The sequence below is a fragment of the Dactylosporangium vinaceum genome, assembly GCF_019904175.1.
In the GTDB taxonomy this organism is placed as follows: Bacteria; Actinomycetota; Actinomycetes; order Mycobacteriales; family Micromonosporaceae; genus Dactylosporangium; species Dactylosporangium vinaceum.
In genome coordinates this window covers 4,688,202-4,701,479 of record NZ_CP061913.1, presented here as the reverse complement: position 1 = coordinate 4,701,479, position 13,278 = coordinate 4,688,202, and the positions used below count along the sequence as shown (strand labels likewise).

The 13,278-nt window shown below is 75.3% G+C and carries 12 protein-coding genes; 8 read left to right on the top strand and 4 right to left on the bottom strand.

The annotated features are described in order from the left end of the window. Nucleotides 1–6 precede the first annotated feature (6 nt). From Dvina_RS55225 to Dvina_RS20895, 4 genes are all read left to right on the top strand, one after another. Nucleotides 7–3,750, top strand: coding sequence for an nSTAND1 domain-containing NTPase (locus Dvina_RS55225; protein ID WP_223104153.1), 3,744 nt, complete (start codon nucleotides 7–9; stop codon nucleotides 3,748–3,750). Between the two features lie 138 nt (nucleotides 3,751–3,888). Further along, nucleotides 3,889–4,191, top strand: coding sequence for a putative quinol monooxygenase (locus tag Dvina_RS20905; protein WP_223104152.1), 303 nt, complete (start codon nucleotides 3,889–3,891; stop codon nucleotides 4,189–4,191). Between the two features lie 60 nt (nucleotides 4,192–4,251). Next, nucleotides 4,252–5,004 carry an AraC family transcriptional regulator gene (locus tag Dvina_RS20900; RefSeq protein WP_223104151.1) on the top strand — a complete coding sequence of 251 codons (753 nt, stop codon included), beginning with the start codon at nucleotides 4,252–4,254 and terminating at the stop codon, nucleotides 5,002–5,004. Nucleotides 5,005–5,075: 71 nt separating this feature from the next. Next, nucleotides 5,076–5,648 carry a hypothetical protein gene (locus tag Dvina_RS20895; protein WP_223104150.1) on the top strand — a complete coding sequence of 191 codons (573 nt, stop codon included), beginning with the start codon at nucleotides 5,076–5,078 and terminating at the stop codon, nucleotides 5,646–5,648. Between the two features lie 186 nt (nucleotides 5,649–5,834). Here Dvina_RS20895 and Dvina_RS20890 read toward each other — a convergent pair whose 3' ends face one another. Next, on the bottom strand, nucleotides 5,835–6,815 hold the full coding sequence (locus Dvina_RS20890) for a TerC/Alx family metal homeostasis membrane protein (RefSeq protein ID WP_223104149.1): 981 nt from the start codon (nucleotides 6,813–6,815) through the stop codon (nucleotides 5,835–5,837). 261 nt (nucleotides 6,816–7,076) lie between these two features. Further along, nucleotides 7,077–9,047 (bottom strand): protein kinase family protein, encoded by a 1,971-nt coding sequence (locus tag Dvina_RS20885; RefSeq protein WP_223104148.1) that lies wholly within the window; start codon nucleotides 9,045–9,047, stop codon nucleotides 7,077–7,079. A gap of 193 nt (nucleotides 9,048–9,240) precedes the next feature. Between Dvina_RS20885 and Dvina_RS20880 the strand changes: the two genes are divergently transcribed. From Dvina_RS20880 to Dvina_RS20870, 3 genes are all read left to right on the top strand, one after another. Next, nucleotides 9,241–9,894 carry a murein hydrolase activator EnvC family protein gene (locus Dvina_RS20880; RefSeq protein WP_223104147.1) on the top strand — a complete coding sequence of 218 codons (654 nt, stop codon included), beginning with the start codon at nucleotides 9,241–9,243 and terminating at the stop codon, nucleotides 9,892–9,894. A gap of 154 nt (nucleotides 9,895–10,048) precedes the next feature. Beyond that, entirely contained in the window at nucleotides 10,049–10,531 is a 483-nt protein-coding gene (locus Dvina_RS20875; protein WP_223104146.1) for a cation:proton antiporter regulatory subunit, read from the top strand. A gap of 7 nt (nucleotides 10,532–10,538) precedes the next feature. Next, the gene (locus tag Dvina_RS20870; protein ID WP_223104145.1) at nucleotides 10,539–11,720 is read left to right on the top strand and encodes a cation:proton antiporter; all 1,182 of its coding nucleotides are present in this window, start codon (nucleotides 10,539–10,541) and stop codon (nucleotides 11,718–11,720) included. Between the two features lie 7 nt (nucleotides 11,721–11,727). Here Dvina_RS20870 and Dvina_RS20865 read toward each other — a convergent pair whose 3' ends face one another. Further along, on the bottom strand, nucleotides 11,728–11,886 hold the full coding sequence (locus Dvina_RS20865) for a hypothetical protein (protein ID WP_223104144.1): 159 nt from the start codon (nucleotides 11,884–11,886) through the stop codon (nucleotides 11,728–11,730). Nucleotides 11,887–11,951: 65 nt separating this feature from the next. Beyond that, on the bottom strand, nucleotides 11,952–12,824 hold the full coding sequence (locus Dvina_RS20860) for an SDR family NAD(P)-dependent oxidoreductase (protein WP_223104143.1): 873 nt from the start codon (nucleotides 12,822–12,824) through the stop codon (nucleotides 11,952–11,954). 58 nt (nucleotides 12,825–12,882) lie between these two features. On the opposite strand from Dvina_RS20860, the gene Dvina_RS20855 reads away from it, so the two are divergent. Beyond that, a complete protein-coding gene (locus Dvina_RS20855; protein ID WP_223104142.1) occupies nucleotides 12,883–13,275 on the top strand; it encodes a MerR family transcriptional regulator in 393 nt (130 codons plus the stop codon). The last annotated feature ends 3 nt before the right edge of the window (nucleotides 13,276–13,278 follow it).

Here is a 13,278-nt window from a genome sequence, read left to right as displayed (position 1 = left end):
TGCGCAATGAGTACTCCTCACGGTGTCGAAGATCGGGCCGCGTTCGCCGAGGCCCTGACCCGCCTGCGGGAAGCGGCCGGGCTGTCGGTCCGGCAGGTCGCCGCGAAGGCCGGGGCCCGCGGGTCGCTGAGCACCCTCGGCGACTGGTTCTCCGGCAAGGGGCTGCCGTCGCTGCAGTCCCAGCCGCTGTTCGTGCGGGTGCTCACGGCCTGCGGTGTCCCGGCCGGCGAGGTCGAGGACTGGCTGGCCGCGTGGCACCGCATCCGGCACCGGCCGGCCGCCCGCAGCGCCGACGGGGAGCCGTACCGGGGCCTGGCCGGGTTCCAGCCCGGCGACGCGCACTGGTTCTTCGGCCGCGAGCAGCTGACGGCCGCGCTGCGCGAGCGGGTCGAGGCGCGCCACGCCGGCGGGGGCGGGCCCATCCTCGTGGTCGGCGCGTCCGGCAGCGGCAAGTCGTCGCTGCTGCGGGCCGGGCTCGTCGCGACGCTGCGGGCCGCCGGGTGGACCGCCGTGGTCGTCACCCCCGACGCCGACGGGCCCGTGTTCCCCACCGCCCCCACCGGTGAACCGGGGCCGGGGGCCGCGGAGTCGGACGGCGACGCCGCCGGGACGGTCGGGGACGGTGACGGCGGTGTCGACGCCGCGGTCGGCGGGCCCGTGCTGCTGGTCGTGGACCAGGCCGAGGAGCTGCTGACCGGACGTACGACATCCGCCGCTTTTCTGGCCATGTGCAACCCTCCACCGGGCGCTGTCGTCGTGCTCGCGCTGCGGGCCGACTGGTACGCGCAGGCGCTCGCCGACCCCTACCTGGTCGAAGTGGTGCGATCGCACCAGTTCACGGTCGGGCCGATGAGCCGCGACGAGCTCCGCGCGGTCATCGTCGAACCCGCCCGCCGGGCCGGTGTCGACGTCGAGCCGGGCCTCGTCGAGCTGCTCCTGACCGACGCCGGGGCCGGGCCCGCCACCCTGCCGCTGCTCGCGCACGTGCTGTGGACGATGTGGCGAGCGGACCGGCGGCTCACCCTGACCGGCTACCGCCGGGCCGGCGGCATCCGGGGCGCGGTCGCGGCGACCGCCGAGGAGGTGTACGCGGGGCTGCCCGAGCGGCAGCAGGACCTGGCCCGTCGCCTGCTCACCGCGCTTGTCCACGTCGGCGCCGACACGCTCGACACCCGCCGCGTCGTCCCCGCCGCCGCGCTGCTCGCCGAGCTGGCGGTGGACACCGCCGGCACCGCCGAGGCCGAGGCCGTCCTCGAACGGTTCGTCCGGCACCGCCTCGTCACCGCCGAGGCCGGCACCGTCCAGCTCAGCCACGAGGCCCTCCTCACCGCCTGGCCGCGGCTGCACGACTGGCTGCGCGACGGCCGGTCCGGGCTCGTCATGCGCGGGCAGCTTGCCGCGGCCGCCGCGGCGTGGCGCCAGGACCCGTCCGCGCTGTACGGCGGCACCCGCCTCGCCGCCGCGCAGGACTGGGCGGCCGAGCACCCCGCGGAGCTCTCCCCGGCCGTCGCCGAGTTCCTCCGGGCCAGCGCGCGGCACGCCAGAAGAACGACGCGGCGGCTGTACCGCACCATCGCCGGCCTGACCGCGCTCGCCCTGAGCACCCTGTTCCTGGCCGGGTACGCGTTCCAGCAGCGCCAGGCCGCCGTCAAGCAGCGCAACGAGGCCCTGTCCCGGATGATCGCCGGGCGGGCCGACTGGCTCCGCGACCGCGACCCGGCCCTGGCCCGCCCGGTCGCCGTGGCCGCGTACCGGACGGCGCCGACGCTGGAATCCCGGTCCAGCCTGCTCGACGCGGCCGCCACCCCGGCCCCGGCCCGGCTCGGCCCGTTCGACCGGGCCGCGCAGGCGGTCGTGCTCCTGCCCGGCGGGCGGCTTGTCGCGGCGGCCGGCGCCGATCACACCGTCCGGCTGTGGGACATGTCCGCGCGCCCGGCCGGTGCGCCGCTGACCGGCCCGTCGGCGGCGCTCTTCGCACTCGCCGCGAGCCCCGACGGCCGTCTCCTGGCGGCGGCCGGCGCGGACGCAAAGGTGTACGTCTGGCGCATCGACGACCTCGCGCACCCGCAGGCGCTGACGCCCCTCGACGGCCCGAGCGGCACCGTCTACGCCCTGGCCTTCGCACCGGACGGCCGCGAGCTGGCCGCGGCGGGCACGGATCACGCCGTGCACCGCTGGCAGATCGGCACCGCCGCGCCGGGTGTACTGCCCCAGCCCGCCCTCGCCGACCCCGCCGACACCGTCCAGGCCCTCGCCTACAGCCCCGACGGGCGGTACCTGGCCGCCGGGACCGCCGATCGTCTCGTCCACGTCTGGAGCCGCGCCGACCCGGCCCGGCCGGTGCACACCGCCGCGGCGGCCGGGCACACCGGCAAGGTCCTGGCCCTGGCGTTCAGCCCGGACAGCACGCTGCTGGCCAGCGGCGGCGTCGACGCGACAGTGCGCCTGTGGGACGCGGCCACCGGCACCGCCCACGGCGCGCCGATCACCGGCCCGGCCAGCTGGGTCAACGCCGTCGCGTTCACCCCCGGCGGCGACCGGGTCCTCGCCGGGTCGAGCGACAAGCGGGTCACCGTGTTCGAGACCGCGACCGGGCGGCGGCTGCAGTCACTGCCGCACCCGGCCCCCGTCACCGCCGTCGCGCTGAGCGCCGACGGGCACGGGCTGGCCACCGCGGGCACCGACGGGTACGTCCGGCTGTGGACGCTGCCCGGCCCGCACCTGACCGGCCCGGCCGGCGGCGTGTTCGCGACCGCCTACAGTCCCGACGGCGCCACCCTGGCCACCGCCGGGAGCGACCGGGCGATCCGCCTGTGGCACCTCACCGACCCGGCCGGCCCGACGCTGTGGACCGCACCGCTGAGCCGCCCGCCCGGCAGCGGTGGCTACGCCGGGACGGCCGCGTGGGCTCCCGACGGCCGGCTCCTCGCCGCGGCCACCCGCACCGGCGAGGTGGACCTGTGGGACGTCACCGATCCGGCGCACCCGGCCCGGTCCGGCGCGTCGTTGACCGGCGGGAAGGACCTGATCCAGACGCTCGCGTTCAACGCCGCCGGGACGGTGCTGGCCGCCGCGGGCGACGACGGGCGCATCTACCTGTGGGACGTCCCCGGCCGCCGCCCGCTGGCGACGATCCCCGGGTCGCCGGCGATCGTGCTGTCCGTCGCGTTCCACCCGGCGCGGCCGCTGCTCGCCGCGACGGACACCGACGGCGGCGTGCGCCTCTTCGACGTCACCGACCCGTCCGCGCCGAGATCCGTGACCACTCTGGGCGGGTTCGGCGGCTACGCGTACAGTGCCGCCTTCAGCCCCGACGGCCACCTGCTCGCGGTCGGCAGCGCCGACAAGACGATCCAGCTGTGGGACGTGCGCGACCCCGCCCGCCCGGTCGCCTTCCCCGGCCGGCTGACCGGCGCGTCCAGCTACGTCGACTGGGTCACGTTCGCCCCGGACGGCCGGCACCTGGCGGCGGCGGCGACCGACGGGACCGTGTGGCTGTGGGACGTGCACGACCCGGGCCGCCCCGTTGCCGAGGCCACCCTGGGCCGGGGCGACGACGCCTACTACGTGGTCGCGTACAGCCCGGACGGCTCGACACTGGCCGCCGCCGGCGACGACGGCATCACCCGGCTCTGGGGCACCGATCCGCAGCGCGCGGCCCGGGAGATCTGCCGCGCCCCGGGGGCGGGGATCACCCGCGCGGAGTGGGAGCAGTACGTGCCGGCCGCCCCGTTCGCCCCGCCCTGCTGAGCCACGCCCGGCAGGCTGGAGACCGGATTGCGCGGGGCGTGTCCGATGGGAGCGTGTACGGGTCCGGCTGACGGAGGCCGGCCGGTGGCGGCCGGGTGAGGATCGAGGCATCCGATTCGCACACAGGAGGTTTTCCCAATGCTCATCGCCATCGTCGACTTCGATGTCGCCGCCGCCGACCGGGCCGCCGCGCTCGCGCAGCTCGACGCCGAGCGGGCCGAGGTCAGCGCGATGCCCGGCAACATCTCGTTCCGGGTGTACGCCGGGCGGGTCAGCGACACCGCCCTGACGATCCTGCACGAGTGGCAGGATGCGGCGTCGTTCGCCGGGTATCAGGCGTCGGACTCGTTCGCCCGCTCCGGCGCCGTGCTGCGGCCGCTGATGACCGGGGCGCCGGTGAGCCGCCGGTTCCACGCCGAACTGTTCGAAACCGTCGCCTGACGGTTCTACGATCACGCCGGTGACTCCACATGCGCGCGGCTTCGTCCGGACGGGACGGCCATGACCCGGCACGCCTACAGCTTCGTCCGGACGTTCCCGGCGGAGGCGCCGCGGGACCTCTGCGTCGACCGGCACTACCTGCTCTGCGCCTCCGCCGGTGCGCTGCGGCTGGAGGCGCAGGGCCAGGCGTGGCTGCTGCCGCCCGCGCGGGCCGCCCTGATCGAGGCGGGCCGGACGATCCGGGTCAGCATCCCGCAGCCCGTGACGACCGCGTCCGTGCTGTTCGACACGGGCTTCACGGCGGTACCACCGCAGCCTCTGACGGTCTTCGACCTCAGCCCCCTGGCCCGCGCACTCGTCGCCGAGTGCGGCGCATGGGGCCCGGGCGAGGAGCCGCTTCCGGCATACGGGGAGGCGCTGTTCGCGGCGCTGGCCGCTGTCACCTGGCGGCTCGCCGGTGAGCCGAGCCCGGTCGTGGTGCCCGCGGGCCGGTCGCCGGAGCTGCGCCGGGCCCTGCACCTGACCGAGGAGCGCCTCGGCGGGCCGGTCCGGTTCGAGGACGTGGCGGCGCAGGTCGGCCTGGTGCCGCGGTCGCTGGCCCGGCGCTTCGAGGAGGAGACCGGCATGACGTGGCGGGCCGTCCTGCGCCGGATGCGGGTGCTGCGGGCGATCGAGGAGCTCGCGGCCGGCGACCGGCCCGTCACCGCGATCGCGTACCGGGTCGGCTACGGCTCGCTGTCCGCGTTCAACGCCGCGTTCCGGGAGCTGACCGGGCGCACGCCTACCGAGTACCGCACGAGCTTCCGGCCCTGAGCACCGGTACTCAGCCGGATCTGGGTATTCGCGCCCATCCATGGCCGGGCGGTGGTCGGCAGGATTGCCGCATGCGCAGGATGTGGATCGTCGCGATGAGCACTGTCGTCGCGCTCGTGGCCGGCTCCTCGCCGGCAGTGGCCGCTCCAGGGCCACGGGGGATTGCCGATCGGTTGATGCTCCAGGCGGACGACCTGGCCGGGCAGGTGCCCGGCCCGGTCGAGGACGGCCTCGGCTGGCCGCTGCGGCCCCAGCCGTGCGCGGACACGCCGGTGCCGCAGCCGGTCGCCGCCCGCGCGCTGGCGGCCGACTACGGGGGCCGGTTCCGGGTGTACGAGCAGGTGAGCCGGTACCGCGGCGGCGGCGCCGAGCAGTACGTGGCCGAGCTGTCGGCGCAGCTGGCGCGGTGCGGGGTCGGCGGCGGCGACAACGGGCTCGATCCGCAGGTGGAAGGGTTGTACGGGCCGGACTCGCTGCTGTTCTTCGGCAACTACGACGAGGGCGACCGCTACGTCGCCTACGGCGTCAAGGCCGTCGGCTGCTACGTCGTGCTGGTCATGATGTCGGACTCCCTGTACGGGGCGCCCGACGTGACGACGCTCAACGGCATCGTCTCCGCGGCGATCGGGCGGGTCTCGGCCTAGTCAGCGCGCCTCCGGCTCGGCGTCCGGGATGACGTCGTCGAGCAGCTCCGCGCCGTCGTAGTCCTCGGCCCCGTCGTACGGGTCGAAGCTGTCGATGTCATCCATGCGGCCGACGGTACCGCCGGCCGCATGGGCGTCCCTCCCGGTTTCGTGCCGTTGTCGGCCGCGGGCTGGTGGTGCGGGGTCCTACGCGCCGCGGCTCGCGGCCAGGGCGTCGCGGCGGTTGGCGAGCAGGCTCGTCGCGGTCACCGCACCCAGGGTGAGGATGATGACGACCAGGGACAGCGGGGTCGGCACGTCGGGCACCCACGACCACACCGTGTGCGCCCAGTGCAGCACCAGCTTCGCCCCGATGAAGGCCAGGATGATCGCCAGGCCGTGGTTGAGGTGGCGCAGCTTCGACAGCGCGTTGCGCAGCACGAAGTACAGGGCACGCAGGCCGAGCAGGGCGAACGCGTTCGTGGCGAACACCAGGTAGGGGTCGCTCGTCACGCCGTAGACGGCCGGCACCGAGTCGACCGCGAACACGACGTCGGTGAGGAACACCGCGGCGACGACGAGCGCCATCGGGGTGAGCGCCCGCCGGCCGGCCTGACGGATCGTCAGTTTCGTCCCGTGGTACTCGTCAGTGACGGGCATCAGCCGCCGCAGCAGGCGGGTGGCCCGCATCTGGCCGGGGTCGACCTGGTGCTCGTTGTGCTTGAGCGCGTCGCGCATCACCTTGACCGCGGTCACGATCAGCACGCCGCCGAACAGCAGGAACGCCCATGTCCCCGCGGACAGCAGCGCCGCGCCGGCGGCGATGAAGATGCCGCGCAGCACCAGTGCGCCGACGATGCCGTAGAGCAGGACCCGCTGGGTGAGCTTCGGCGGTACGGCGAAGGCCGTCAGCAGCAGCATGAACACGAACAGGTTGTCGACCGAGAGCGACTTCTCGACCACGTACCCGGTGAAGAACTCGACCCCCGGCTCGCTGCCGTGGACCGTCCACACGTAGACGCCGAACGCGGCCGGCAGCGCCAGGTAGAACACCGACCAGGCCACCGCTTCGCGCATGGGCACGTCGTGGGGCCGTCGGGTCATGACGAAATCGAGGGCGAGCAGCACCAGCAGGACGGCGATGGTCACCGCCCACAACTGTGGCGACGCGATGGACTGAGTGGGCATGCGGATCTCCTCGAACGCAGCGTGACACGTCCGAGGTCTCCCTCACCCACCCGCGGCAGGTGGCCGCCCGGGAACCGCATCGGCGGCTCGTACTGACCGGGTCGGCCTTGCGAGGTACTCCCCTCAGCCGCCTACGGTACGGCCCTTACCTGGACGGTTCCTGGGAGCGAGGGAGCACGCCCGTCAGCGCCACGGTGCAGCCGCCCGGCCCGGCGCCCGCAGGCGACTGCCACCGCACCGGCGGCCGGGCGGCGAGGGCGGTCAGTCGGCGAGGTCCGTGGAGCCCGAGACGTCGGTGAAGCCGGGTGGCGGGCCGGCGGTGGCCGGGGCGGTGGTGGCCGGGTCGGTCTCGACGCCGGCCGGGGGCGGGGTGCCCGTGCCTGTCGGTTCGGGTGACCCCTCCGTCGGGGCCGGGGAGGTCGTGGGGGACTTCGTCGGCGTCGGCGAGGTGGTGGGCGTCGGCGGCGGGGATGTGGTCGGCCGGGTGGAGCCCTCGGTGGGCGGGATCACCGGCGGGGCCGTCGTCGTGGTGCGGGTCGGGTGGGTCGTGCTCGTCACCGGGCGGTTCTTCGCGGTGGTGGCGGTCGCCGTCGGCTTGGGGCCCTCGGTGGTGGGTGCGGTCGACGGGGCCGGGGCGACGTCCTGGGCGGTCGGCGCGGCGTCGATCGCGGGCGGCACGGCGGCCACCTGCGGGGCCCGGCCGAACCACGACATCGAGCCGTTCACCGACGAGCCCACCGCGCCGACGGCCCCGGCCATGACCAGCGCCAGGCCGGCCGTCACCGCACCGGTCCGGAACGCCCAGCGGCGGGGCTGCGACGAGCCCTCGCCGCGGACGAACGAGCGCACGTTGCGCACGAACTCGTGGTCGCCGACGGCCCGGAGCCGGGCGGACCAGCCACTGCCTGACGCGGCCGGCCCGGTGCCCGGCGCAGCACCGGCCGCCGCGAGCCGGCGCGCGCGAGGGCGGCGCAGCGACCGCACGGCACGGTCCGAGTCAGCGTCGCCCGCCGGGCGGCCCGGCCGGGCCGCACCGGGATCGGCGTCGACGTCCGCGAAGTGACCGGCGCGGAGGTTCGGCACCCCGTCGGGGACGTGCGCGGCGAAGACGGTCGGGTTCTGGTCCAGGAACCCGTCGAACCGGTCGTCGGGTGCGGTGAGCGCGGGGTAGTCGGAGTACACGGTCGGGCTGGAGTCGGAGTGCACCCGCCCGGCCGCGCTGTGGCGGGTGAACGCCGCGTGGTCGATGTCCACGTAGCCCAGCCGCCGGCCGCCCGCGTCAGTGGCGTGGTCGGCGAACGCGGCCCGGTCGAGGTTGACGAACTCGACGTCCACCGGGCCGTCGGCCCGGTGCGCGCCCACGCGGTCGGGCGAGGAGCCGGACGCGGCGGCCCGGCGGTTGGTGGCGCGGCCGGCGGGGCCGAAGCGGGCGAGGCGGCCCGGGCGGAACAGCCGCGAGGCCAGCGACGGGTGGGCGTCGCGCGAGGCCTCGGGGCGGATCGCGGCCAGCACTGCGGTGCGGCGGGACTCGGCGGCCTCGCTCAGCCAGGCCGGGAGGTCGACGGAGGTGCCGGAGAGCTCGGCCAGGACCAGGGCGACCTCGTCGCTGGAGGGGCGGGCCGCGGCGTCGGCGCTGAGGCAGCGCTCGACGAGCTCGAACAGCGTGGCCGGCACGCCGTCGCCGACGCGGCCGCCGACGCAGGCGGCCAGGACGGCGCCGAGTGCGCGGACGTCGGCGGCGGCCGCCTCCGGGTCGTAGTCGGTGTCGCCGGTGAAGCCGATGACCTTGGCGCCGACGTCGCTGAGCAGGATCTTGGCCGGGGTGAGGCCGCCGTGGGTGACCCACTGGCCGTGCGCGTGGGCGAGGGCGGCGGCGACCTGGGCGCCGATGCGCGCGGAGGCGCGCCAGGTGACGGGGCCGGCCGGGTGGCCGGGCCCGAGGCGCACGTCGAGCGACGGGCCGTCGGCGAGTTCCATGATCACGTACGGCGTCTCGCCGCGTTCGGGGAGCTCGGCCAGGCCCACGTCCCAGACGGCGGCGATGTTGGCGTGGACGAGGCGGGCGGCGGTGCGCCCGCCGGCGAGGAACTGATCGGTTACGTCCGGCCCGGTGTGGCGCGGAATACGGATCGCGACCGGCCGATGCAGCAGCCGGTCCGCGCCGTGCCAGATTTCCGCGGTCCCGCCGGTCCCGGTCAGCCGGTCCAGACGGTACCGCCCGTCAAGCTCCATGGTCTCCTGCAACGCCCCCCAGCTCTGCCCGGATGCCCACCCTGCGCATCACCCTACCGCCCCCTGACCAGTACACACGTGACGGTTAGGTGTCGATTTGGCGTATCTCTTCCCGTTCTTCCCCGCGCCCGCCGACAGCTACCCGACATGTGGCCGTGATCACCGCTGGAGCCGCTGTCGTACCATCCGAACAATGTCCGGGCGCGCCGTGTACCGCTGGGCCGCGCTCGCGGTCATCGCGCTGTGCGTCGTGGTCTCGTACACCGCCCTGAAGCGGCGCGCCGGGGACGACCCGCCGCTGCCGCCGTCCGGCCCGCGGCCGGCGTTCCAGCTGCCGTTCACCTGCGGCGAGACGTGGACGCTCACGACGTACCCCGGCCACGACGACTTCGACATCGACTTCTTCTTCGCCGGCGGTCCGACCGGGGGCCGGACCGTGCGCGCGTCGGCCGCCGGCACCGTCGCCTGGGCCGGCTGGAGCGCGACGCTCGGCGACGGCCAGCCGGCCCCGCCCGGGTCGTCGGGCACCCGCGGCGGCCTCGGCTACGGCGTGATCATCGACCACGGCGGGAACTGGTTCACCGAGTACGGCCACTTCGGCGCCGTCCCGCAGGTGCGCACCGGCGAGCGGGTCACGGCCGGCCAGCCGCTGGGCGTGGTCGGGCACACCGGCTCGACGACCGTCGACCACCTGCACTACGAGCAGCTCGACCACGGCCGCGACCCGAAGCGCACCCGCGGCAACGGCGACAAGGTGGAGGCGGTCTTCGACGGGGTGCCGTCCGGCATCACGTCCGACGACGACTCCCCCGCACAGACCCGCACGAGCCGCAACTGCCCGGCGTGACCCCCCGGCCCGACAGCGGCACTGTACGGTTTGGCCGCTTTTGTCATGCGACTGTCATCGGGCCGCGGAGGTTCGGTCACATCGGTCCGACAGGGTTGGGACTCCCCCGCGCACGCCCCCGCGCGGGGCCGTGACCCGAAGGAGCGACCCCACCGTGGACGTCGAACGCACCGCACTGCCCGGCATCGGACTCCGGCACGAGTTCGTGACCGTGAAGGGCCAGCACGCCGCGGTCGTCTCCCACGTGTCGGGGCGGCGCGACGTGGTGCTGTACGGCAGCGAGGACCCCGACACCGTCGTCGCCACCCTGTCGCTCAACACCGACGAGGCCAACGGCGTCGCCGAGCTGCTCGGCACCGCCCGCATCGTGGAGCGCCTGGCCGACCTGCAGCGCCAGGTGACCGGCCTGAAGACGGTGCAGGTGCCGATCCCGGCCGGCTCACCGTACGACGGGCGGGCCCTCGGGGCGACCCAGGCCCGCACCCGCACCGGCGCCTCGATCGTCGCCGTGATCCGGGCCGGGCAGATCCTGGCCAGCCCGCGGCCCGACTTCGTCTTCATCCCCGGCGACCTGATCGTCGTGGTGGGCACGGAAGAGGGCACCGCCGCGGTCACCGACATCCTCGCCAACGGCTGACCCGCGCATGCACGGTGCGGCCGCCCTCATCGAAATCGGCGCCGTCATCCTGGGCCTCGGCCTGCTGGGTGCGGTCTCGGCGAAGTTCGGCATCTCCCCGATCCCCCTGTACCTCATCGCCGGGCTCGCGTTCGGCCAGGGCGGCATCCTGCCCCTGGCGACGAGCGAGGAGTTCACGGCCACCGGCGCCGAGATCGGCGTCATCCTGCTGCTGTTCACGCTGGGCCTGGAGTACACCGCGCCGGAGCTCGTCACCACGCTGCGCCACAACGCCCTCTCGGGCGTGGTCGACCTGGTGCTCAACGCGGCGCCCGGGGTCGCCACGGCCCTGATCCTGGGCTGGGGCCCGGTCGCCGCGGTCGCGCTCGGCGGCGTCACCTACGTGACCTCCTCGGGCATCACCGCCAAGGTCCTGGCCGACCTGAACTGGCTCGGGCACCGCGAGGTGCCGGTGGTGCTCTCGCTGCTGGTCTTCGAGGACCTGACGATGGCGGTGTACCTGCCCATCCTCACGGCGCTGCTGGCCGGAGCCGGGTTCGTGGCCGGCCTGACCACGCTCGCCATCGCCGCCGCGACGATCACATTCATCCTGGTCATCGCGCTGAAGTTCGGCCGGTACGTCGAGATGTTCATCGCCTCCCCGAACGAGGAGGTCTTGCTCCTCAAGGCGCTCGGCCTCACCGTGCTGGTCGCGGGCGTCGCCCAGCTGCTGCAGGTCTCGGCCGCGGTGGGCGCGTTCCTGGTCGGCATCGCCCTGTCCGGCCCGCTGGCGCACACCGCCCGGGAGCTGCTCAGCCCGCTGCGGGACCTGTTCGCGGCGGTCTTCTTCGTCTTTTTCGGCCTGCACACCGATCCGGCCGCGCTGCCGCCGATGCTGGGCATCGCGCTGATCCTGGCCTTCGTCGGCATCCTGACCAAGCTGGCCACGGGCTGGTGGGCGGCGAAACGGGCGGGCATCAGCGCCATGGGCCGGGCCCGCGCGGGCGTGGCCCTGACCCCGCGCGGCGAGTTCAACATCGTCATCGCCGGCCTGGCCGTCTCGGCCGGCCTGCACGAGAGCATCGGCCCGCTGGCCGCGGCATACGTGCTGGTCCTGGCCGTCCTCGGACCGATCCTCGCCCGCTCGCTGGAGCCGCTGAGCCGCCGGTTGCGCCGCCACCACGACGTCCCCGCCGACGGGGCGCAGTAGCCGGGCCCTACCTCGTCGGCCAGCGGCAGGCCGGCGACCGGTACCGGCACCCCGTCGACTGCAGCGCCCCGCCCCCGGTGCCGGCCGCCGCGGCGGGGGCCGGCAGGAGGGCGAGGAAGGCCGCGACGGCGGCGGCCGCGGCGGTGAGCGGTCGAACGATCCCCATGGCTGATCCTCCGGCGTCGGCGAGTGCGTCGCCCCGAGCGTCGGGGCCGGCGGGTGCGACGGCCGTCACCGCGCGGGTGCGGGCAGGGTGTCGGGCAGGCCGGTGAGCCGGGCCGACAGGTCCCACAGGCGGGCCGCGTCGGCCGGGTCGGGGCGGAACGGGGTGACCGCGCAGTCGGCGCAGTGCACGCCGGCGACGGACGGGGTCACGGCCGCCCACAGCTGGGTGGCCGCGCCCTGCTCGACGGTCTTGAAGTATTCGGCCGGCCGCCCGTCGGCGTCGATCCAGCCGGCCGCGACCATCTCGTCGCGGGTCAGGTGCCGCTGCAGCGGGGTGAGCATGGCGCCGGGGTGCACCGAGGCGGCCCGGATGCCGTACGGCCGGCCCAGGACGTCGAGGTGGGCCGCGAACAGGGCGTTCGCCGCCTTCGACTGGGCGTAGGCGGCCCACCTGTCGTACGGCCCGGCGGTGAAGTACGGGTCGTCCCAGCGGATCGGCGCGTCCGGGCGGACGTTCGAGGAGACCGCGACGACGACGGCGTCCGTGCCGCTGCGCAGCGCCGGCCACAGCGCGGCCGTCAGCGCGAAGTGCCCCAGGTGGTTGACGGCGAACTGCAGCTCGCGGCCGGGCCCGACGCGGGTCTCCGGGCAGGCCATGACGCCGGCGTTGTTGATCAGGATGTCGGCCCGCCCGACGGTCGCGGCGAACGCGGCCACCTGCGCCAGGTCGGCCAGGTCGAGCCGCCGGGCCTCGACGCCGGGCAGGTCGAACGCGGCCGGGTCGCGGACCCCGGCGACGACGGTGGCCCCGGCCCGGGCGAGGGCGGCGGCGCTCACGCGGCCGATCCCGGAGGCGGCCCCGGTCACGATCGCGGTGCGGCCGGTCAGGTCCACACCGGCGAGGACGTCGGCGGCGGTGGTGGTGGCGTCGAATGTCATACCGGCGGACGCTAGGGGTTGGACCGCGGTCTAGGGCAAGCGGTTACGCTGGCCGGTCATGGAGCTCAGCATCGGGGAAGTGGCCGCGCGCACCGGGCTCAGCGTGCACACCCTGCGGATGTACGAGCGTGAGGGGCTCTTCCACACCGAGGTCCGCCGCGACGGGCTCGGGCGGCGGGTGTACGGGCAGCCGGACCTCGACTGGCTCGACGTGTGCACGAAGTTCCGGGCGTCCGGCATGCCGATCGAGTCCATCCGCCGCTTCGCCGCGCTCGTGCGGCAGGGCCCGGGCAACGAGGCCGAGCGGCTGGAGCTGCTGCGGCGGCACCGGCTGCGGGTCGAGGAGCAGCTGCGGCAGCTCGGCGCGTGCCTGGAGCTGATCGAGGGCAAGGTCGCCACGTACGAGGAGCACGTCGCCCGCGGTACCGCCGCCGGGCTCTGGACCGGGTGAGCC

Coding starts and splice junctions, on each gene's coding strand:
- Dvina_RS20890 (WP_223104149.1), bottom strand. CDS start 6,815: ATGCCCACTCAGTCCATCGCGTCGCCACAGTTGTGGGCGGTGACCATC.
- Dvina_RS20895 (WP_223104150.1), top strand. CDS start 5,076: ATGCGCAGGATGTGGATCGTCGCGATGAGCACTGTCGTCGCGCTCGTG.
- Dvina_RS55225 (WP_223104153.1), top strand. CDS start 7: ATGAGTACTCCTCACGGTGTCGAAGATCGGGCCGCGTTCGCCGAGGCC.
- Dvina_RS20855 (WP_223104142.1), top strand. CDS start 12,883: ATGGAGCTCAGCATCGGGGAAGTGGCCGCGCGCACCGGGCTCAGCGTG.
- Dvina_RS20880 (WP_223104147.1), top strand. CDS start 9,241: ATGTCCGGGCGCGCCGTGTACCGCTGGGCCGCGCTCGCGGTCATCGCG.
- Dvina_RS20900 (WP_223104151.1), top strand. CDS start 4,252: ATGACCCGGCACGCCTACAGCTTCGTCCGGACGTTCCCGGCGGAGGCG.
- Dvina_RS20905 (WP_223104152.1), top strand. CDS start 3,889: ATGCTCATCGCCATCGTCGACTTCGATGTCGCCGCCGCCGACCGGGCC.
- Dvina_RS20885 (WP_223104148.1), bottom strand. CDS start 9,047: ATGGAGCTTGACGGGCGGTACCGTCTGGACCGGCTGACCGGGACCGGC.
- Dvina_RS20870 (WP_223104145.1), top strand. CDS start 10,539: ATGCACGGTGCGGCCGCCCTCATCGAAATCGGCGCCGTCATCCTGGGC.
- Dvina_RS20865 (WP_223104144.1), bottom strand. CDS start 11,886: ATGGGGATCGTTCGACCGCTCACCGCCGCGGCCGCCGCCGTCGCGGCC.
- Dvina_RS20860 (WP_223104143.1), bottom strand. CDS start 12,824: ATGACATTCGACGCCACCACCACCGCCGCCGACGTCCTCGCCGGTGTG.